Annotated in this window: 16 protein-coding genes; 3 read left to right on the forward strand and 13 right to left on the reverse strand. The window is 58.2% G+C overall.

The window, feature by feature from the left end:
- Nucleotides 1–40: 40 nt before the first annotated feature.
- A complete protein-coding gene (locus OHL23_RS03295; RefSeq protein WP_263350342.1) occupies nt 41–2,959 on the reverse strand; it encodes an ATP-dependent helicase in 2,919 nt (972 codons plus the stop codon).
- A 280-nt stretch (nt 2,960–3,239) separates the two neighbouring features.
- On the opposite strand from OHL23_RS03295, the gene OHL23_RS03300 reads away from it, so the two are divergent.
- Nucleotides 3,240–3,908, forward strand: a complete 669-nt coding sequence (locus tag OHL23_RS03300; protein ID WP_263350343.1) for a hypothetical protein — start codon at nt 3,240–3,242, stop codon at nt 3,906–3,908.
- A gap of 129 nt (nt 3,909–4,037) precedes the next feature.
- Here the strand turns inward: OHL23_RS03300 and OHL23_RS03305 are convergent, their stop codons facing one another.
- The 7 genes from OHL23_RS03305 to OHL23_RS03335 form a co-directional block, all read right to left on the reverse strand.
- A complete protein-coding gene (locus OHL23_RS03305; RefSeq protein ID WP_263350344.1) occupies nt 4,038–4,607 on the reverse strand; it encodes a hypothetical protein in 570 nt (189 codons plus the stop codon).
- 433 nt (nt 4,608–5,040) lie between these two features.
- Nucleotides 5,041–5,451, reverse strand: a complete 411-nt coding sequence (locus OHL23_RS03310; RefSeq protein WP_263350345.1) for an REP-associated tyrosine transposase — start codon at nt 5,449–5,451, stop codon at nt 5,041–5,043.
- A 1,131-nt stretch (nt 5,452–6,582) separates the two neighbouring features.
- Nucleotides 6,583–6,753 carry a hypothetical protein gene (locus OHL23_RS03315; RefSeq protein ID WP_263350346.1) on the reverse strand — a complete coding sequence of 57 codons (171 nt, stop codon included), beginning with the start codon at nt 6,751–6,753 and terminating at the stop codon, nt 6,583–6,585.
- A 194-nt stretch (nt 6,754–6,947) separates the two neighbouring features.
- Nucleotides 6,948–8,381, reverse strand: a complete 1,434-nt coding sequence (locus OHL23_RS03320; RefSeq protein ID WP_263350347.1) for an SPOR domain-containing protein — start codon at nt 8,379–8,381, stop codon at nt 6,948–6,950.
- Between the two features lie 155 nt (nt 8,382–8,536).
- Entirely contained in the window at nt 8,537–8,989 is a 453-nt protein-coding gene (locus OHL23_RS03325; RefSeq protein WP_263350348.1) for a DUF971 domain-containing protein, read from the reverse strand.
- 58 nt (nt 8,990–9,047) lie between these two features.
- On the reverse strand, nt 9,048–9,920 hold the full coding sequence (locus tag OHL23_RS03330) for a sulfite exporter TauE/SafE family protein (RefSeq protein WP_263350349.1): 873 nt from the start codon (nt 9,918–9,920) through the stop codon (nt 9,048–9,050).
- Nucleotides 9,921–9,947: 27 nt separating this feature from the next.
- Nucleotides 9,948–10,742: a sulfite exporter TauE/SafE family protein gene (locus tag OHL23_RS03335; protein WP_263350350.1), complete on the reverse strand. Its 795-nt coding sequence runs from the start codon at nt 10,740–10,742 to the stop codon at nt 9,948–9,950.
- Nucleotides 10,743–10,882: 140 nt separating this feature from the next.
- On the opposite strand from OHL23_RS03335, the gene OHL23_RS03340 reads away from it, so the two are divergent.
- Nucleotides 10,883–11,776, forward strand: coding sequence for an FKBP-type peptidyl-prolyl cis-trans isomerase (locus OHL23_RS03340; protein WP_263350351.1), 894 nt, complete (start codon nt 10,883–10,885; stop codon nt 11,774–11,776).
- A 48-nt stretch (nt 11,777–11,824) separates the two neighbouring features.
- On the opposite strand, the gene OHL23_RS03345 is transcribed toward OHL23_RS03340, so the two are convergent.
- Nucleotides 11,825–12,652: an ATP-binding cassette domain-containing protein gene (locus tag OHL23_RS03345; RefSeq protein WP_263350352.1), complete on the reverse strand. Its 828-nt coding sequence runs from the start codon at nt 12,650–12,652 to the stop codon at nt 11,825–11,827.
- A 154-nt stretch (nt 12,653–12,806) separates the two neighbouring features.
- Between OHL23_RS03345 and OHL23_RS03350 the strand changes: the two genes are divergently transcribed.
- A complete protein-coding gene (locus tag OHL23_RS03350) occupies nt 12,807–13,985 on the forward strand; it encodes a patatin-like phospholipase family protein (RefSeq protein WP_263350353.1) in 1,179 nt (392 codons plus the stop codon).
- 26 nt (nt 13,986–14,011) lie between these two features.
- Here OHL23_RS03350 and OHL23_RS03355 read toward each other — a convergent pair whose 3' ends face one another.
- The 4 genes from OHL23_RS03355 to OHL23_RS03370 all read right to left on the reverse strand — a co-directional run bounded on the left by OHL23_RS03355 (nt 14,012) and on the right by OHL23_RS03370 (nt 21,313).
- Nucleotides 14,012–15,871, reverse strand: a complete 1,860-nt coding sequence (locus OHL23_RS03355; RefSeq protein ID WP_263350354.1) for an amidase — start codon at nt 15,869–15,871, stop codon at nt 14,012–14,014.
- Nucleotides 15,872–16,049: 178 nt separating this feature from the next.
- Nucleotides 16,050–16,940, reverse strand: coding sequence for a hypothetical protein (locus tag OHL23_RS03360; protein ID WP_263350355.1), 891 nt, complete (start codon nt 16,938–16,940; stop codon nt 16,050–16,052).
- A 211-nt stretch (nt 16,941–17,151) separates the two neighbouring features.
- Complete coding sequence (locus OHL23_RS03365; protein ID WP_263350356.1) at nt 17,152–18,825, reverse strand: alpha-L-fucosidase; 1,674 nt, start codon at nt 18,823–18,825, stop codon at nt 17,152–17,154.
- Nucleotides 18,826–18,910: 85 nt separating this feature from the next.
- On the reverse strand, nt 18,911–21,313 hold the full coding sequence (locus OHL23_RS03370) for a putative bifunctional diguanylate cyclase/phosphodiesterase (RefSeq protein ID WP_263350357.1): 2,403 nt from the start codon (nt 21,311–21,313) through the stop codon (nt 18,911–18,913).
- Nucleotides 21,314–21,729 lie beyond the last annotated feature (416 nt).

Below are 21,729 nucleotides of genomic sequence, written 5' to 3' on the forward strand. Positions count from 1 at the left end.
AGTAAAGACCAGGGCTTGAACTCATAGAGGGGCGTCCGCGTTACATCTTCTCCAGCTGCGCAAACTTTTCGATCAGCTTCTTTACCCCAAATCTAGCAAAGTGTACCGTAAGTTTCGCATCTTCGCCGTCGCCTTCGCGCAGAATTACGGTTCCCTCGCCATATTTTCCGTGCCGCACGCGGCTGCCCTTCGTCAAACCAGGCGTAACCGGGCTCATCGGAACCTCCATCTTTGGCCGGGCAAAACCAGCGCCGCCCCGCCCGCCAGCACTGCGTCCGCCGAAAAACTGGGCAATATTATCCAGCGAATCCGGCTTCTTCTCCGCTGGCTTCGACGCGTCCGCCGTACCTGTTTTCCGCTGCGGCGTCCACACAACCGGCTTCCCGCCAGCCTGCGGATACGGCGTAGCCTTCACGCCCGCGTAAGGCGCACGCAACGGCGTCCGCCCGGGAGTCCTGTCGGAACTCTGGTCCTCATCCTCATAACTGTAGTGGCCGCCGCCAAAATCGTCGTTGGCTCCAGCCGCCAATCCAGTCCGGCGATTCGCCCCAAATCCGCTGCCCCACGCACCCGAACCATACCCGCCGCCGCTGGCTTCGCGCCGATGCATCGGCGTCCCAAGATTCTCAATCAGCCGCCCCGGAATCTCCTCCAGAAACCGCGAAGCCAGGCTAGCCTCCGGCGCGTCGTTCCCGTACCGCCGCCGATACTGCGCCCGCGTCAGCACCAGCGTGTCCATCGCCCGCGTCATGCCCACGTAGCAAAGCCTGCGTTCCTCTTCCAGCCCATCCGGGTCGTTCATCGTCCGCGAATGCGGAAACAACCCCTCTTCCATTCCAGTCAGAAAGACCAGCGGAAACTCCAGCCCCTTCGCCGCATGAAGGCTCATCAGCGTCACCCGCGCGTCCTCGCTGTACTGGTCCGTATCCGAGACCAGCGCCGCATGATCCAGAAACTCGCTCAGCGTCTCGCCCCGCTGCTCCGCATCCTGCGCCGCGTTCGCCAACTCCTTTAGATTCTCAATCCGGCTCACAGCCTCCGGCGAACCCTCCGCCTCCAGCACTCGAATATACCCACTGCGATCGATCAGGAACCGAATCAGCTCCGGCAGAGTTCCCCGATCGCCCGGCTTGCGAAAAGCACGATCTTGTTCCGGGTCCAGCGGATTGAGCTTGCTGGCGTCTCGCGCTGCCTGCTCGGCAATCTTCTTCTGCGCCGTGGTCTTGCTGTTGACTCCGGCCGTGTTGCTGAGGAAAGGGGAAAGCATCGCAGGATCGAAAATCGGGATGATCGCTGCGGGCACCGATTCAACGATCTCGCCTCCAAAATCAAAATCCGTCCCGTCGCCAGCATCCGACGACGCCCCAAAGTCAAAGCTGGCATTCTCGCCAAACTCAAACCCTGAATCCGATCCAGCATCCGAACCGACATCGGCCTCGCCCACAGCGTCCGCCGAATCCCCAGCGACATCCGCCGCCAGCTTCCCGGCAAAATCGTCGCCGTCCAGATGCACCAGCGCCCGAGCATCCTTGATCAGCTGCCGAAAACCCTCCAGAGCCGCGCAAGCCCGCGCCGGAACAAGCTGATTCCGCGCCGCTTGCTCAATCGCCTCCCACGTCGACGTGCCCGTCTCCAGCGCCAGCCGCTCCAGCGTCTCCAGCGTTGTCTTCCCAATCCCCCGCGTCGGCGTATTCACACACCGCTGCAAGGCGACCGAGTCATGCGGATTCAGGACTAACTTCAAGTAGCTCAACATGTCGCGAATCTCAGCTCGCTCGTAAAAGCTGAATCCGCCGACCATCGTGTACTTCACCCCGTACCGCCGCAGCGCCTCTTCCACCAGACGCGACTGCGAATTCGTCCGATAAAGCACCGCTGTCCGCGCTTCCCGTTCGCCGTCGGCCTCACGCAGAAATTTATTGATCCGGTCGGCAATAAACAGCGCCTCATTCTCGCCATCCGGAGCCTCATAGAACCCCACCAGCGACCCGCCGTCGCGCTCCGTCCACAGCGTCTTGCCCTTGCGCTGAGCATTGTTCGCTACGACCGTCCCAGCCGCCTCCAGAATCACCTGCGTCGAGCGGTAATTCTGCTCTAGCCGGACGATCTTCGCGTTCGGAAAATCCTTCTCAAACTCCAGAATGTTGCGAATATCCGCCCCGCGCCACGAATAGATGCTCTGGTCCTCGTCGCCCACCGCGCACACATTCCTGCGCTCGCCGGCCAGCATCTTCATCAGCTCATACTGCGGACGGTTCGTATCCTGGTACTCGTCCACTAGCAGATATTTGAACCGCCGCTGGTACCGCTCCCGCACCTCGCCCGAAGCCTTCAGCAGCCGCACCGTCTCCAACAGGAGATCGTCGAAATCCAGCGCATTGTTCTTGGCCATCTCCTTGCGATAGGCCTCATAAATATGCGCAATTCGCTCCGAACCCGGATCGGAAGAACTGAGGTAATACTCCTGCGGATCGATCATGTGGCTCTTGGCCCACGAAATCTTCCCCAGCACCGTTCGCGGCGTAAGCTGCTTCGTATCCAACCCTAGCCGCTTCATGATCGTCTTCACAATCGACTGCTGATCGTTCTCGTCGTAGATCGCAAAATCCCGCGTCAGCCCGACCGCATTCGGCCCGGTCCCGATCCGCAACGCCTCAATATCCCGCCGCAAAATCCGCACGCAAAGCGAGTGAAAGGTCGCAATCAGCGGCTTCGTCAGCGAACCCCGTTCGAGGAGCTTGTCGATCCGCTCGCCCATCTCCTTCGAGGCCTTGTTGGTAAAGGTCACAGCCAGAATCGAATCCGGCGCAACCCCTTTTTCCTGGATCAGGTAAGCGATGCGGTAGGTAATGACACGCGTCTTCCCCGACCCGGCCCCAGCCAGGATCAGCACCGGCCCCTCCGTAGTCTCCACGGCGGCGCGCTGTTCAGGATTCAGTTGTTCGACAAGATGCTGCAAGAGTTCCGTATCCGGCGGGAAAATATCCTTCCTCTAGTGTACCGTCAGCAGGTTATCGCCGCTCGACGGCGCCAGAGAGGAGTGTGCTACGGACATGTTTTGTCTTGCGCGAACAAGGCATGCAATCATTCAAGGAAATGGGCAGACGTCGCACCCCAACTTTTGAATTTTCCGTCCCATCGGCAACACCGGGCACCCTACCTTCTGTGGCTTTGCGTAACGCAACGTCGGGAGTGTTTCGGGGCGTTCGCGCCTAGCAACATGGAGCGCTCGGAGGCGCATGATGACAATTTCCGATGAAGACCGTGAGGCGAAGCTCATTTTTATTGAAGCTTTCTTTGAGGAATTCGAACGCAGAATCGAACGTCTCCCGAAGCTGTTGGCAGATTCCTTTAAAGACGAGGCGCTCACCTTATGCGTGGTGTATATCGACCACCTTGCATCTGGACACTTTGGTGGCGATCAAAGCAACAACGAGAATTTCTCGCGTGCGCTCAGAACACTAAGCGGAGATTCGCTCTTCGCAATGATTCATCCGCGAGATCTGCTGGAGAAAGCGGCGGGGTTTTGTCACGAGGCCCTTCCCCTACTGGAATCCGTGGTCCAGAATCACCCCAATGCACTTCTGGAGGAGGCCCTGCTCCGCAGGGCCGTTCAGGAATCCGGCCTTGCCGAGCCTGTAAAACAGAAATTGAACTCTAACTTGTGGAGAGCGTCGATTGCGTCGATCTGCTACTCCCACATCCGGGGGCAGTTGGTTCATGGACCAGGAAGCGGGGGCCTCTTGTTCGAGGACAGTTTGTACAAGGGAAAAGTGGGCGTAAAAGTGGATTTCGATCTTCTCTACAGGGCTCTTCGTAGCATTTACGATTCAGTTAAGACAAAATCCCTCCAAAACGCTGAATGGTTCGGAAATCCTAGCTATCCAGACCGAAATAAGACGGGCTAAGGTCCCGACAGGTCTAAAACCAGATCTAGCGTATCTGATGGAAGGTGGCGCAGGTCTGAATAAATACCAATGCGGGTGCCTCACATCTGGCTTCTGAGATGTGGGTTTCTCAAAGCCGGGCCGGGCGAACTATTGGGACCCCTCCCGCTCGAGCACGAACAATTTAAAGTATGGGTCCCCCGTTGGAGGATCGGCAAGAAAGCTCAGTTGATCAGGAAGCTTCTGGCTAAGCTCTTCAATTTCGAGTGCTAGAGACGCTCTCATTTGTTCTCTTGACTTGCCGATCTTTTGAAGGCTGCGCCAGTAAATATATGAAGAAATGAGGCCCAATGAAACCAAGGCAAGAACTGTTGATTGAAGGTACCTCTCAAAGAAGGCGTCGCCAAGCAAGCAGATTGCGATTATCACCACGGGTGGGCCAAGGTCAGAACAGAGTTGACCCACGGCCTTGTCCTCACCGCGACTTCCAGCGATTGCTAAGCCTCGTGCGTAGATAGCCTCGATGGAAGGTGCGTGCAGCGCCTGTTCTTTGGCTTCCTTAGAACGTGCGTGCGATGCATCTTCTTTGGCTTTCTTTCCCCTCCCCCTGTCTCTCTGCAAAGCCTCCGAAACAGCCAAACGGACTGCGTAGTCAGCCGAAACGCCTCGCATTTCTGCGAACTCTTGAATAAGGGAATCAATTGATCTACGGATAGCCATGGCCGTTGCCTCCCGAACATGTTAGGTGGGTGGCGCAGGTCTGGCAAACAACCAAATTGGGTACCCCACATCTCGCTTCTAAGATGTGGGGCTCGCAAAGCCTGATCAAGCCCGATATCCCCTAGATCCAGCCAGATTCTCGCATTTGCTTTTCTATCTGTCATTCCATTCGCGAATATGCTTCTTCACCACCAGCCCAACCGCCGCAAACCCATTCGCGCCCCGCGCGAATTCGGAGGGAGCAGGGGCATTCATGCCCCTGAATAGCCGCCACGCAACGAAGCGGCTTTAGCCGCGGGCCTTCGCTCCCAAATCAAGAAAATGCCCGCGCCTAAAGGCGCAATATGGCAGCCCCATCGTTCCAGGGCATAAAGGCCCCGGCTCCCTCCGTGCTTCGACCTCGAAAATGCTCCGGCATCGGATCCAGCCTACCCTAACCCGCCGAACTGAACGGATACGCATCGGCGCTCGAAACAAGTCTGGCCCGAACTGGATTCTCCTCGATACAGCGCACGCAATCAGCGAACTTGTCCGCCGTTGATATCTGGCTTTCGTTGAAGCTCCTCATCCAGACATCCATCTTGCTCTTCAGGCGAAAGGAAAAACCGCCCTTGATGAATTGCATGGCCTTCTCAAGGGAAACCTCAGCGGCTGGCGTAATCAGCACATGGAAATGATCCGGCATGACGACGTGCGCATGGAGAAGAAACCTCCCCTGCTCGCGGTAGTCGAACAGCACCTGCCGGAACAATTCCGCGTTAGCCGTCACCTGAAACAGCCTCCGCCGCTGCGCTGTAACTGCGGTTACCAGATAAGTGCGGGTCTCTTGCGGCGCAAAACGCATTGCGAAAATATACAGCAATCACCTGCCGTCAAAGGCGGATGGCGCTCGATACCGGACTGTCCCGGTCCCGCCTGCGTCTTATACCGCCCCTTGTGGGCAGCGTGAGATTGTAATCATGCTTGGAGCCTCATTCGCTATCGGATCGGAGCTGCCTGCCTTATGGTTGCTGTCAACGCGGAGACAATGACCACACGAGCGGCAATCTTTTCTGCGAGGCTCGACCGCGTTGGTCAATCCATTAGGCCGCTCGATGTTCAAATCACACACTTCAGTCATCTCCGCAGTTCGCGTTGCGAACTCTTCAGCTCTTTCTCAGGAGACAACCGGGCGATCACTTTGTATATTGCGCATTGGCATCATGGAAGGTGGCGCATTTGTCACTTTCCATTGGTTACTTCTGGCTCTTGGCATCCTGACGGGCTGAAAACGTGCTAATCACATTGCGTAAGTGTGTAGCAGCCAATAGATAAGGAACAGCGCCACAAAGGCCAGCACGATATGGACAAGCCATTGTCCAGGAGAATTCGGTCTGCCGAAGTTGAACACGCTGGAATACTATCAGCCCATTTCTGGAATCTACAGAGCAAGACTGACCGTCATCCTGAAACCGGAAGACCACAGCAATGGGAACGGCTATCAGAGTTGACGGAATCAATATCCCAGATTCGGGTCAGATTCCCTCAAGGCTGGCGGGGGCCCATTAGCACTTTCTGTCCTAACCACACGAGGGGTGCCCCATCCTTCCTGTCCTTTGGGAAGGGTGGGAAACCACAAAAGCAGCCCTTTCTTGCCCTTGCTTTTCTTTCTGTCATTCCCGGCTAGGGAATCTGCTTCTCCGCCGCGTAGAACACTCCGCTCCACAGACCATAGTGCTATGGCCCATAACGTTGTGTGCATTGTCAGATCTACCTTCCCGGCCTACTCTCTCACTAACATGAGCACAGTCTGGACAGTCGAACGGAATTCGGGAGCCCGCGCAGGACTCGTCGCGGGTGATGTGAGGAAACAGCTCTGGCGGTCCCTGAGGATGAGCCGACTGGACTTCTTCCAGTTGCTTCCCGAAGGCACGCTGTTGGACGAAAAAACTCTGCTTGAGATCACAAAGATTCTGAAGGAACAGCTCTAGGCGCTCTATGCCGGCTCCGGCAGTCCGCCGTCAGGCACTCCGCGGGGTTCGTCGTCTTCGCCTTCCGGGAGAAGCTCGACCCCAAGTTCAGTGATTGGCTTAATCGGCGGAAAAACTTCCGGACCGTCAATATCGGTTTCTGCATCGGGCGCAAGAGGACTATTTGAAGTGGCCATCGTATTCTCCTGCCTGCTTGGATGCGGAAAACCGACCCACAGACCAAGCTTCCCATTCGCTGCAACAAAGCACAAATCCCCATAAAAACACGCAAATTCAACCCCAATAAAATGAATAACTCGCACCCCACCCGCGCCAAGCCCGTCCCATTCGCCAGAAATTGTTCTACGTGGAACAATTTCCAGCACCAGACTCACCGCCGCTGGCCGGGATAGTTCTGCGCATAGGTATCGCGGGCCAGCCCCGCCGCACGCGCCTTTTGCACCAGCGCAAACGCCTCATCGCGGCTCATGCCTCCGCCAAGCGTCACCAGGTACGGCGCATGCCCGGTCGGCGTAAACACCTCAGGCCGCAACTCCGGATGCTTCAGAGCCACCGTCGAACGCTTCTTCTGCGCCTGGTCTTCGCGGTTGTACGTATACGCCACCACCCGCCAATCCCCATGGCTACCGGACGCAGCATTTGGAACCGGCAGCGATCTGGCAGCTCCAGCAGGAGCGGCCTCCGTAACCGGAGCCGGGACAGGCGCAGAGATCGTCTGCCCGGCAGTCTCGTGATTCGCAGGCCGGGAGTGCGCGAAATGCCATCCAAGCCACAGTGCCAGCAGCGCCACGACTACACCCGCAACGATCAATCCCGTCTTTGGCGAATTTTCGCGAAGCCAGCTCTCGATGGAATCTCTGCGCAACCAGCTTTCAATCCTGAGAGGTGGCCGATCCGCAGACGAGGCAACACGAACCGCTCCTAACCTCGTTTCAGGGATTGCTCTGGCCTCAGACGCAGCGCTCTTTGGCCCAAAGCCGGGCTTCCCGTCGCGTTCGGATTCAGGCTTGATTGCGGCCTTGACTACAGGCTTGGCGGCGGTCTTCGTATCAGGCTCGGCTGGCTTATTAACGGCTGTTTGCGTTGGCGATGAGGCTGCTGCCGGAGGGGGATTCGATGGCCGCTCGCCAGTCTGCAGCGCAGCCATAATCTCGACCGCGCTCCACGCTCCGCTCACTCCGTTCCGCACGATCTGATCGAGCGGCGCAGGCAGGGGAAGTTGGCGTCCCGCAGCCTCCAGCGTGCTGACCTGCGTAAGCGATTGCAGAATAACGATTGCTAAATCGTGAATATCTTTTCTCTTAGCTGCCAGGCCGCTCTCGCCCTCGGGAGTCTCACGGATACAATCGCCACGCAGTTTGACTACCTCGCCGACGGCAAAGACGTTGGACGGCTCGACGTGCTCATGCACGAAGCCATTCACATGCAGCACATCGAGAGCCGAGGCGAGGCTGGCGGCAAGCTGTCTGGCCTCGGCGACGGTCAGGCGCTGTCCCCCGATGACTGCGGCGAGGTTGGCGTCGACCGGCTCCATCACGGCATAGACCACCGTGGTTTCGTCGAGCATCAGTTGGCCGTACTTCTCCAGCTTCAGGATGTTGGGATGGCCGAGCGCTTCCACACCGCGCCAACGGGCCAGTATCTCTTCCTCGTCGAAGTGAGAGGCGATCAGTCGTATGACTGTCGGTTCGCCCTTGCCGTTCGAGGTGGAAAAGAAGGCGCTGCGTCCTTCGGGCAGCAAGAGTCTTTCCAAAGGGAAGGCGCCATCAATGACTCTGCCTTCATATTCCGTCCATAGTTCCATAGGTCGCTTCCAGTCCGGAGATGGGGCCAAGACAGAGAGGCCGCGAAGGGCAAGTCAAACAGGACAGACTAGAACAAGCCAGAACAGGCCGAATATGCAATAAGGGACACACGTATACGACTGTGCACCCCCTGCAATCACTCTTCCATTATCGTTCATTCCGATGGAGAGCGGGTAGCACGGCACTCCGCGCACTGGCAATTGCGCCGGAGAAAATCCCACGAATAGATCCCGCTCGAGTGCCCATCCTGCCAGTTGAACTGGATCGCATAGCGTCCGACGGCATGGGCGCTGGCGGGGCGCGCCGGGGCCTCGTACATCTGCAAGAGCTGCGTAGGTTTGGGCTTGGGCTGCCCGGGTTCGCGGCCTTGCGTCTGCCGCTCTTCGACGCAGGTAGCACAGGGGCAGGCATTGCGCAGCCACGCAAAATTCCAATGGCTCTTATGCCCGTCTTCCCAGTCGATCTCCATGCCGGCGCCTTCGGTCTTGAGCACGCGCACCTTACTGGGAGTCAGCGCTCTCTTGGTTAGCGCGGCGGCGTGCTGCTCCTCACGCTCGTGGCGCTCCTGCTCTTCCTTGCTGACAAAACGAATACCTTCGTGGCTCATACACTTCTATTTTGCCTGATACCGATCAGGACGGACCGACGTGGACTAGCGAACACGGTCATCCGTGGTTTCTCCAGAAGAAGTAAGCCGCGATCCCCAAACCGACGCATACCACCAACCCGCGCAAAAACCGTGGATTCAGCCGCTGCGACACGCGCGCCGAAAGATACCCGCCGATGGCGCAGGTTACCATCGCCGCGAGGCAGAAGCGCCACTCCACTTTGCCGCTGAAGGCAAACAAGATACACGCAACGCCGTTGGCCATGGTGGTCGAAACCACTTTCATCGCGTTCATCTCATTCAAATCCTGAAAACCGAATAGCGACAGCAAGGAAATGATCAGAAATCCCGCCCCGGCGCCAAAATAGCCGAGGTAGACGCAAACCAGGGTGATCAGGATCACCAGCAGCCAGTGCTTCCGGCCGGTTTCCTGGTCCGGGTCGCCGCCTTGCGCGTCATCGCCTTTCATTCGCTGGATCTGCTTCATGATTGGGCCACTGAGCGCGAAGATTAGCGCCGCGAAGAGCAGCAGCCACGGCACCATGTTGAGAAAAGTCTGTGCTGGAGTGTTGAGCAGAATGATCGCCCCGACTGACCCGCCGAGGAGACCTGAGAGCGCCATCTTCGTCGCCAGACTGCGGTGTTTACGTACCTCGTCCCGATAACCGGCAATCGAGGTGAGCTGTCCGGGCCAAAGAGCGACTGTATTTGTAGCGTTCGCCTGGATCGGCCCGAGCCCAACCCCCAGCATCGCCGGGAAACTGAGAAACGAGCCTCCGCCGGCGACCGCATTCAGCGACCCGGCCAGAAACGAGGCCAAAATGACCCAAGGCATGCGCCAGTCAATGGAATGAATGGAGTGAATCAAGCTATTCGGGTCAAAGTAGGTCCAACTCGCCGGAACCCATGTCAGAACTACAATCCGATGCATCTGAAACCATTCTATCGGCTGCTGAAACTACGACTTTGGCCCGTACACGTGCCAGAAGAAATAAGCTGCCGTCAGGAATCCTATGCTTGCGACGAGCCGTCGCATCACTTTTTGATTGACTCGCTTGCTATAGCGGGCTGCGAGATATCCTCCAATTGCCGCCAGGATCGCCATCTGCCAGCAATAGAACCAGACCACGCGGCCGTTATAGATAAACCAGAAGACAGCAATCCCGATCGAAACCGTCGCCGTCACCACCTTCAACGCGTTCACCTCATGGATGTTCGTCACGCCGCAGACTCCAAACAGCGCCATCACCAGGAAGCCGCCCCCAGCCCCGAAGTAGCCGACATAGAAGCTCACCACAGCCATGCCCACGATCAGCCAGAGATCGGAGCGATGCGCTTCTCGCCGGGTCTGGAGCCATCTCCCCAATGGTTCGCAGAGCACAAACATTACCGCCGCAAACAACAGCAGCCATGGAAGCAAATACATAAATCGCGAATTTGGAGTGATTAGAAGCAGCCATGCCCCTGCGAGCCCTCCAACGAACGACGCGATGCTCAGTGGCAGCAGGCGCTTGGTGTGGCGTCTAAGATCGTCCCGATACGCGAAGGCTGACGTCAGCTGGCCGGGCCAAAGCGCCACGTTGTTCGTCGCCTGAACAGAGACGGAGCCGACACTGCTGCCCTTCATCGCATTCAAGAGAGCCGGAAGCGAAAGAAACGAGCCGCCTCCAGCTACCGTATTCAGAGCCCCGGCAAGAGAGGAAGCCACAGGCAGCCAAAGCGGCTGCAAAGTGTGCAGAAAAGGGGATTGCATACCTCAATGTAATGGCTTAAATGCCATTCCCCAAGCCATATTTGTGGCCTTCGTCTGCCAAATCACAGGTCTGTTGCCGTCGTTTTGACCGGCACCTGATACACTCCCGTTGAATACCCAGTGGAGTCTTCAGAACCCTTATGACACGAATTGCCCTGATGTTAGCGTTCGCCGGCACTCTCGCCGTGGCTCAAACTCCTACCGCGCCAGCACCCAAATCCGCTACTCCCGCGAGTGCAGGGGTTGCGCCCAAGCCAGGTACAAAACCGGGCACAGCAGTCAGACATACCGCCGTGCTTGGAACCGCGTGCAGGCCGACCTCTGTGATCGGCATCAAGCTGCCCCCCGGCATTCCCGTGGTCAAGGCCGTGACAAAGCCAGCTTTCACCCTTTGCTACGAGGACATCAAGATTGGAACCGGCGCGGAAGCTGAGCCCAACAAGATGTACAAGGTGAACTACACCGGCTGGCTTGCCACCGACGGCAGGAAATTCGACTCCTCCTTCGACCATCGCATGCCTGTGATGGACAAGGATGGCAAGCCTCAGAAGGACGCGGACGGAAAGCCAGTCCTTGGCGATGCACAGCCCTTCACCTTCCCGCAGGGGTTTGGGCGTCTCATTGCGGGCTGGGATCAAGGCTTTGAGGGGATGAAGGTGGGTGGCAAGCGACGCCTGTTTATTCCCTGGGAGCTTGCCTACGGTGTTCGCGGAGTCCCGGCGCGCGACGCCGACCATCCTGGAATTCCTCCCAAATCAGATTTGATCTTTGACATCGAACTCCTCGACGTGACCGATATGCCCAGCCGGCCAGCGCCAGGAGCTGGAATGCGTCCGATGCCGGCACGGCCTGGTGCGGCGCCCGGTGCAGCACCAGGCGCAAGCGCTTCTCCGACCTCGCCAAGCTCGCCTGCAACTGCGCCGAAGCCTGCGGAACCAGCAAGTCCAGCTGCCGCTCCAGCTCCCACAACGCCGACACCAGCTCAGGCACCGGCGCCGACTGACAAGCCGGTCAACCCCGAACAGCCGAAGTAGTCGGCTTTCCGACGACCGATTGGCCAGAACTGCCCGGCAGCTATCGATTCACACTCTGCCGGGCAGTTCTGGCGTTGCTGCCAGGAGCTGCCGCGTATAACTCTCGCGCGGCCTCGCACAGAGTTCCTCTGCGTCCCCGGTCTCTACCAGCCGCCCGCGTTCCATCACCGCGATTCGCGACGAAAGATAGCGCACCAGCGGCATCGAGTGGCTGATAAACAGATAGGTCAGTCCGTGCTCGCGCTGGAGTGTGCGCAGCAGGTTGATAATCTGCGCGCCGACGCTGACATCGAGCGCGGATACCGGCTCGTCCAGCACGACAAACTGCGGCCTCAGCGCCAGCGCCCGGGCGATGTTGATGCGCTGCCGCTGACCGCCGCTGAATTCATGCGGATAGCGGTCCAGCGCCGACTCATCGAGGCCGACCGACGCTACCAGCTCCCGCGCCTTGGCCATCAGAGCCGCGGGCCGGGTGTCAATCTTATCCACGCTAGCTTCCCTGCGATGTCTGCCGTGCCTACCGTGCCCACCATGAATGACAAGCGGCTCGGTGACAATATCCAATACCCGCATCCGGGGATCGAGCGCGGCCGACGGGTCCTGAAAGACGGGCTGCATTTCGCGCCGCAAGCCTTGTGTACGTTCTCCACCCACTTCGACTCCGGCGACCCGAATGATGCCGCTCGTAAGGGGCACCAGTCCGAGAATCATCCGCGCCAGTGTGCTCTTTCCCGAGCCGGATTCGCCCACCAGGCCAAGCGTTTCGCCGCGAGCTATGGTAAGGCTCACATCCCGCACTACGAAGTGATCTTCCCGCCGCAGGCCGTCCCTGCGCGGATAGTTCTTGCTGACGGATTCGACTTCGACAAACCCCATGCCTGGATGCTACCGCACGGGATGCTATTGCACGGTCTCATTGCAATTTCCAATGCTGCGCGAAGGTTTTTTCTGCATTCTGTGCGATCCGTGTGATAGAAGCGTATCGAGCTTTCCTTGAAGCATTTTCTGCATTGAATATTGGGAGGAGAAGATGGAACGATATCGCATTCTCACGCTCGATGGCGGCGGGGCGTGGGCGCTTATTGAAGTAATGGCGCTCATCGATCTCTACAGCGCCGATACCACTGGCCACCAGGTGTTGGGCGACTTCGACATGGTCGCGGCGAACTCGGGCGGGAGCATTGTGCTTGGCGGATTGGTAGAGGACCTGTCGCTCCAGACAATGCTGGATTTCTTTCTGAGTCAGGATAAGCGGCAATCCATCTTCGTCAGGAAGTCGCTGCACCTGCCCAGCATGGAGAAATACGTAACCACGGGCAAGCTTGCCGGTCTGCGCGCTGCGTTTCCAAAACGGTGTGACGTCCCTTTGAACAAGGTCGCGCAGGATATTCCCGGCCATTCCGGGAAACCGGTACATCTGCTCATCGCTGGCTTCAACTATGACCGCAACCGCGGTGAGTTTTTCCGGTCCGCGCCGGCGACCCGCGATGGCTTCGGAATCGGTGTTCCATCGACGGCAACTTTGGCAGAGTGCATCCACGCCTCCAGCAATGCGCCGATCCGATACTTCGACCGGCCAGCGGAGCTTCCCACGCAGCCCGGCTCACACTACTGGGATGGCGCGATCAGCGGGTCGAACAATCCGATCCTGATCGCCGTCACGGAGGCGCTTGTGCTGGGACAGCCTGGGCTGGGGCTGGCTGCGCTTTCGATCGGCACTGGAGGCACTTTTCTGCCGATGGCGCCTGAAAACGCAGCGCCGGAGCCTTATTATCTGACCGTTCACGAATCCTGCCTGACGACGGATCTCGAAAAGATCGCGGGCGCTATCCTCGACGATCCTCCGGATGTTGCCAGCTTTGTGGCGCATGTGATGAGCGGCGGGCCTCCGGCCGGGGCGGTCGCGCCGGTCGACAGCTCGATCGTGCGGCTCAATCCGATGATTGCGCCGGTCGTGAACGAGGATGACGAATTCGTGCTGCCGCACGGAATGGATGCCGAGTCTTTTGAGAATCTCGTCAAGCTGGACATGGATGCCGTGGAGCAGGACCAGGTGGATGAGATTGTGAATTTTGCCCGGTTGTGGCTGAAAGGGTCGATCTCTAATCAGCCGGTGCGGGCGGCGGCCGATCTGACGCCGGTGATCGGCCAGGGAAAATATGCGCAGGGCAAGGACGCGTGGAACAAGCTGGCGGCGATGCCGTTCTGATGGCCGGATTCAGTTAATCCGGCCCGCTAATCCAGCTTGGGATGCAGTTTGTGGAAACCGGTTGCTTCCTGATATGCCCTCGCGAAGGCGCAGAGCTTTGCGTCCTGATAATGCCCGGCGAGGAAGGTAATGCTGACCGGCGTTCCGGGGCCGCCGACTCCGTCATTGTCATCGCCGGAGTCATTCAGGGGCTTGGGGGCATCCGCGCCGCGCAGGCCATTGGGGACGATTACTGCCGGGTGGCCGGTGAGGTTGGTTGTCACCAACTGGTCGCCGAAGGTGGGGGCTACGATGATGTCGACTTGCTCGAAGAGTTTCGACACTTCGCGGATGGCCAGCGAACGGGCGCGGTTGGCCTGGATGTATTCGACCGCTGGGTAAAAGCGCGCGACGCGAAAGGTATTGGGCCAGTCGCCGGGGCCTTGTTCGGTGAGCAGTTTGTCGCGGCCTGAGATTGTGAGATCGTCGAAGGCTGCCGCGGCCTCGGCTTCGAGCAAGGGTGTCATTGCTTCGTAGGGCAAATCCGGCAGTTCGACCGGGACGAGTGTCACGCCCATGGTACGGAGCTTGTCGAGCGCGGTCAGGTCGTAGCGGCGGTCCTGTTCACTCTGCGCATGCATTGCGTTGCGCATGGCAATTCGCGCTTCGCGTTTCTTCTTCTCTTCCGGAGTTTCGTTGGCGGGAATGGTGGGAGGTTTCGGCGGCTTCGGCGGATCGAATTCGCTCTTCAGGTAGCCGACGCGCAGGCTCTTCCAGTCCAGATTTGCATCCCAGTTGAAGGCGGCTTCGCGGGTCGCGAGATCGCGGCCATCGGGGCCGTAGATGCTGCTGAGGACGATAGCGCAATCTTCGACGGTGCGGCAGATCGGGCCGAGTTTGTCCATGGTCCAGCTCAAGGCCATGGCTCCGGTGCGCGGAACGAAGCCGAAGGTCGGGCGCAGGCCGGTGTCTCCGCAGCGTGTGGAGGGCGATGAGATCGACCCCAGCGTTTCGGAGCCGATGGCGAAGGCCACGCAGCCTGCGGAGACTGCGCTTGCCGAACCTGCTGACGATCCGCTCGATCCCTGATTGGGATTCCAGGGGTTGCGGGTCTTGCCGCCGAACCACTTGTCTCCCATGGCGAGCGCGCCGAGCGTGAGCTTGGCCACCAGCACGGCTCCAGCGGCATCGAGGCGCTGTACTACTGTGGCGTCTTCGTCGAAGTGCTGTTTTTCAAAGCCGCCAGCGCCCCAGGTTGTCGGATAGCCCTTCACTGCCAACAGATCTTTGCCGCCCCAGGGAATGCCGTGCAGCAGGCCGCGATAGCGTCCGGCGGCAATCTCGGCATCGGCCGCTTTTGCCTGGGCCAGAGCGCGCTCTTCGGTCAGGGAGATGACGAAGTGCAGCTTGCTGTCGTAGCGCTTGAGCCGCGACAGATACATCTGCGTCAGAGCCAGCGACGTGACCTTCTGGGTCCGCACCAGCTCGGCCTGTTCGCGCACGCTGGTGAAGGCGAGGTCTTCGATGTTGGCGGAGACGCTGATGCCGCTTGCTTCGCTCCAGCGCGGCTGCTTCTTGTCTGTGTCGACCTTCGCGCCGGGTGGAAGGGGATCGAAGATGAAGGCCGGGGCGACGCTGTTGGGCAGGTTCAGCTTGCGGATCGCGTCATAGGATTCGCGCTGACCGACCAGTCTTTCGAGCATCATCTTCTTCTGGTCAGCGGTCAGTGGAACGCCTGCGAGCTCCGCTGCGTGATCGAGCATCTCGGGGGTAACCTTAAATGGTTCCCCTTTGGGTGTTGCCTCCTGAGCCTGAGCGGCCAGCGTGTAGAGCACGCCTGGCAGCAGCGCCGATGCTATGCCTGCCTGGCTGCACGCGGCCAGAAAACCTCTGCGATTCAATGTCATGTTTGGATTGCCTTCTGGAGAGCGAAAAATATTCCTATTCGCAAACTAAAGGCCGGGATCGGGGCAATGCAAGGAGAATTCGGATGCGCATCTTCGTGCAATGATCAAACGGTCGATCTGGAGCAATACCCGAAGCTTTCAGCCCGGGAGTAGCAAATTGCTTTGAGAGCGGATGGAGTTACGAAATTCGAGGTTCGTTCACAAGAGGAGAGAGGAAATCGATGAACAATCCGCGCAGGTCGTCAACGGGCGCCTCGCCGCAGAGAATCTCCACCAATTGCCTTAAAATCTCCCCGCGCCGATAAGTTCGTAGGGCTGCGAGGTAGAGGGTTTCACTGGGTAATTCGCTAATCGTCTGAGTCCCAACGAGATAGTCATCGAAGCCGCGTTGCGCCTGCATCTCGCTACAAATTTTGACCACCTCTTCTGCGTTCTCGCTGTTAATTTCTCCACGAGAGATCAGCTCAGCCCAGCATCGGACGAAGAATTCATCAGTCTGATCTCGCTCAGGCCGGATGTCCCAAGAAGCCAAAAAGTGTAAACCCTCAGGTTCTCGTGCTTCGATGATTTGAGCCGCGAGAGACAGTTTATACTCCGGCGTTAATGCCAGGGGGCGAAGCTCCGACAGGCCAAGTGCCCAGCCCATGACCGCAAGAAATTCCCACATCTGCTCAACTAGCTGCTTCTCTTTCTCTGTCCAGTGCCCATCTGGTGCAAGCAGAAGATCTAGAAATTGTCGCTCAAGACGTTCCATCATCCCACTGTCACGAAGACGATCAATTAGGACACGGCGAGTTATCACCTCGAACTTGGATGGGATTTCCTTTTCGAGAGCCCGTTCGCTTCCAGCTCTTTCCAGAAGCGTTGCTAGTAGATAAGCTTCACGGTAGATCGCCAGCTTCAATGCTTTTGGGACGGCAGGTGACGTCTCCTCTGCCAAGCGGGCGTCGCGTCGTTCACTCCACCAGGCATATAGGCCGACCCCGCCGAAGAGCGCGACGTAAAACGCAGTCTGAACAAGGGCGACAGAGAAGGATTCCTTCGCCGCAGCATAGAAAGCGAAAATCACGACGCCTACGATATAGGCTATCCGGGCAATTAAGAGGATTAGGCTACGTAATTTTTGGCGAGCGCGCTGGTCTTTCGGCGACCTGAGCACAGCGACCCAAAGAGATTGCCATGCGGAACGCCTAAACATAAGATTTGGCTGCGGCCCCGTCCCTTGAATCTAGTGGAAAGGTCGCGGGTTCAGTACGATTTCTGGGTTGGACGAGCATGGCCTACTTCGTTCCGATCTTCAGCACATAGGCGTACCGGCAATTTGTTGAAGCAGGCAGCTTCACATTCAGCGCTTCGGGGGTCTGCATCCACATCGGTTTTTCTGTCGATCCGATCAGTTCGATCGATCCTATTGTCATGCCTTTGGCCTCCTTGTCGGAGCCGAAGGCGTGGATGGTTGCGAATGCTTCGGTTCCGGCGGCCGGGCAGCCCATGCCGATGGCGTAGATTGTGTCGCCCTTGGCTGTAAAGCGGAAATCCTCGGTCGTATAGGGCTTCGTGTCCTGATCGTGGAAGGCTCCGCCGATGACCTTGGTCGGACCCTCGCCGTAGACCTTCCACGGAGTGGTGCCGTAGATGGCTTCGCCATTGGCCTTGAGCCAGGTGCCCATCGCCAGCAGCGTGGTCTGGATCTGGTCGGGGATGGTGCCGTCTGGCTTGGGGCCGATGTTCAGCAGCAGGTTGCCGTTTTTGCTCACGATGTCGATGAGCTGATGCACCAGGAACTCCGGCGGCTGGTACTGGTCGTTCTCGATGTATCCCCAGGAGAGCTTGCTGATGGAGGTATCGGTCTGCCAGTGGTTCGGCTCAATGGACGCAAGCTGTCCGCGCTCGAAGTCGCGCACGGCGGAGGTCCAGTCCATCGAGTAGTCTTTGAAATTGACGACGCCGGTATAGCCGTGGGCGAAGGCGAAGTTGTAGTAGAAGGCGTCGAACTCCTGCACGCGCGAACGGAAGTTTGGCTGGCCGATCCACCAGTCGTAATAGACGATCTCGGGCTTGTATTTTTCGACTAACTCGGTGGCGCGAGCGAGCCAGTCGGCGGTCCAGGCGGGGCTTACGTAGGTCCAGTCATTGATGAGGGTGTGGTTGTCGCCGCTGGCCTCCTGCCACGCATGCGCGGGGCCATAGAGCGAGGCGTACTTGGGGTCGTTCACGTCGGAGCGGATGGTTCGTCCGCCGTCGAAGAAGAAATTGTGCTCGGCGCGATGCGAGGAAAGGCCGAAGTGCAGTCCCTCGGCGCGCACTGCTTTGGCGAGGTCGCCGACCACATCGCGCTTGGGGCCCATCTTCGCGGCTGTCCAGTCGGACAGGCCGGAGTCGTACATCGAGAAGCCGTCATGATGCTCGGCTACCGGGACAACATACCTGGCTCCCGCTTCCTTGAAGAGATGTGCCCATGCAGCGGGGTCCCATTTTTCGGCGCGGAAGAGCGGGATAAGATCCTTGTAGCCGAGAGCATCTTTTTGCGCAGGGTCCTTTGAGGCGAAGTGCTCCTGAAAGTTCTTGTAGGCTCCCTCGCTGGGCCGGTACATGTTGCGCGGATACCACTCGTTCTCCGCACCCGGCACCGAGTACACGCCCCAGTGAATGAAGATGCCGAACTTCGCATCCTTGTACCACTGCGGAATCTCATAGTGCCGCAGGCTCTCCCAATCCGGACGGAACGGTCCGTCGTTCGCCTGACGTTCGGCTTCTTTTAGCAGGGTATTGCGCTGGGTATCGTATTTCGACACGGATTTCTGCCATTCCTGATCGATCTGCTCGGCACTTTTGGTGTCGTGCGAGGGCGCGAGCGGGTCGGAGGCACTTGTTGTTGCCTGGCAAAAACCTTGAAGGCTGGTTGCGGCGGAAAGCAAGGCAACTGCGAGGAGGGAAAATTGTAAGCGTTTCATCGCCAACGAGGATAAAGAGATTGGCCATCGCAGGCAAGGGCAATTCTCGCCGGACAACGTGTTCCCAGTTCTCAATTCTCAGTTCTCAGAACCCCTGGCGTGCGGCGGTCGTGCTCATCTGCTGCATTGGGCTGTCGAGCACTCGCTGCAGCGCCATCTCTGCCGACTCGGGCCGGCCGAGCAGATAGCCCTGCGCCTCGTCGCAGCCGAGCGCGCGGAGAATTTCGAGCTGCTGCTCCGTCTCCACGCCTTCGGTCACCACGCGAAGATTCAGCGCCTCGGCCATGGCCAGCACGGAACGCACCATGCTAACCGTGGCGGTGTCCGTGGTGAGGTCGCTCACAAAGGAGCGGTCCAGTTTTACGGCGTCAATGGGCATGCGCTGCAGGTAGCTGAGCGACGAGTATCCAGTCCCGAAGTCGTCGAGAGCGATGCTTAGTCCCACTCGCTGGAGTTCGCGAATGCGGGCTACGGCTAGATTCAGATCGCGGATGAAGATGCCCTCGGTGATCTCCAGTTCCAGCAATGCCGGAGGAAAATCCGACACGGCCAACGCTTCGGTGACGATATGCGGGAAGTCGGGACGCATGAACTGCATTGGCGAGATATTGACTGCAACCCCGATGCGTCTGCCCGTGTCTGTCCAGGTTTTTGCCTGCCGCAGCGCATCGAGCAGCACTCGCCGACCTATCTCCATGATCAGGCCTGTTTGCTCGGCGATGGGAATGAACCGGTCCGGCGCAATCGGCCCCAATTCCGCGCTTGTCCATCGGCAGAGCGATTCAAAGCGTACGAGCTGGCCGGTTGCGATCTCAAACTGAGGTTGAAAGACCACGCGAAACTCATCTTCACGCAATCCGCGCAAGAGCGCCGACTCTATCTGGTGGCGTTGAGCCGCACGTTCCTGCAACGAGGGATCGGCCACATAAATCGAGTCGCCGCCGCGCGATCTGGCTTCCAGCATTGCGGCGCGGGCAAATTTGATCAGCGTATCGGCCCCCGCGTGTCCGCCATGACGCGAACTGCTGGATGTCGTCAGGCCATCGCTGGAGTAGGCGATCCCAATGCTCGCCGAGAGAGGAATCTTGTGCTTGCCAAACTCGCCGGCACGACGCAGGGACTCGCGCAACTCGCCTGCGCGGGCCATCGTCGCCTCGTCATACGGAGCAGCCATCACGAGCATCCCAAAGCCATGGTCATCGACTCTTCCGACGATTTCGTCCTTTCGCCGAAAAGCCGCAAGGCTGGATCCCAGTTCGTTTAATACTTCGTCTGCCACGCTGCGGCCGAATGTGCCCTTCAGGAAGTCGAAGCTGTCGATTTCCATGTACAGCAGCGCGACTCCGTGAGTTAGTCCGACTGAAGGTTTCAGAGCGGCGGTCAGTTGTTCTTCAAACGACCGCCGATTGGGCAGATTGGTTACGGGATCGAAGTTGGCCAGAAAAGCCAGCCTGTCGTAAGCTTGCTTCTGTTGCGTGATTTCCTCACTGGTAAAGAAGCATTGCCTCTCTTCGCCAGGGAGATTCATCAGATTGACGTTGTTACGCACCCAAACCAGCGTACCGTCCTTTGAGATGTACTGCCTTTCCCCCATATAGCTGGACCGCTCGCCGCTTACGAGACTGGCAAGCTGCTGGATGTGACTCTGGTGAAACTCCGGAGCAATGAACTCCCGGATCTTTCTGCCAATGATCTCGCTCGGTTCGTAGCCCAGAATCTTCGCAGCGACCCGATTCGCGGACAGAATCGTTCCGTCCATTGCGACGATTCCCATGCCCACTTCCGCCGAATCGTAGGCGAGTTGCAGCTTGTCTTCGCTTGCTTGTAAATCCTGAGTCGCCTTTCTCAACTGACGCTCGGCCCGAAGACGTTTCCAATCCGTCCACACGAGAAGCACCAGGACAACAATCTTGATGAAGACCGTGATGAGGTATTCTCGAAGCGTGCGCTTCAGGGTATCGGAGACTTCTGCAATTTGCCGTGCCGAGGAAGCCTCGAATGCCGCCCCACCGCTCCGAATCTCCTGATTCAATCGCAGAAAGGCCGAATTCACCTCGTCCTCATCGATCTTGTTTACCCCGTCGTGCCTGCTTTTCAGAGACGCGAGCACAGCGTTGCGAAGCGTCACATAACGCAACCAGTCCTGATGAAACTGCCGCGGACTATCCCCTGGGTTAGGCTCCAGTTGCGCGATCCTGGATTCGGTGCGCGCGATCATGTCATCGTAATCCTGCAGTGACCGCGTCTCGTTTTCAATCTCTTCCGATCTCGACTGGGAAGAAAGGATGCTCAGGTACTGCCGGCGACTCTCCTGAATCTGAGTTTGTAGATCCCCTTCGAGGCCGATCCCTCGCTCATCGACCGCGTAAACCTCCCGCAATAGCTCCAGATCGCGATGAACCATTGGGATGATGCGAATCGAGGTATACCCCAGAGTCACGACAATCACGGCCACCACTCCGTACCGCAATGGAGAGGCGACTGCCAATTGCGCAAAAAATCCTAGGCCGGATGATCGGGTCTGGGGCCAGCGAGACGTCATTGACTATAAGTTACTACGGTACTACTGATTTCCTGGCCCAAATTACACGGAAGTAACTCTGTCGAGATTCAAATGAGGACGGCAACGGATAGAATTCCAAGATTCCCGTCCTCTGATGTGATAGCCGGACGCAAAATCCGTTCCCGCTCGGAACGACATGTGCGGCCAGAGAGGATAATACTTCTCGCCGGAGGGATCTTGCGACATTCATTAGTCTATTATAATCAATGATTTACGCATAAAATACGCCGAAACGCTCCTTGGGACGCATCAAGAAATCCTAAAGCCACAGATGGAACGCATAAGCTGAGATCCCGATTCGACTCCCTCACAAGGGTGCTTACAGATGTCGTATTGCGCAG

The sequence above is a fragment of the Acidicapsa acidisoli genome (assembly GCF_025685625.1).
Taxonomy (GTDB): Bacteria; Acidobacteriota; Terriglobia; order Terriglobales; family Acidobacteriaceae; genus Acidicapsa; species Acidicapsa acidisoli.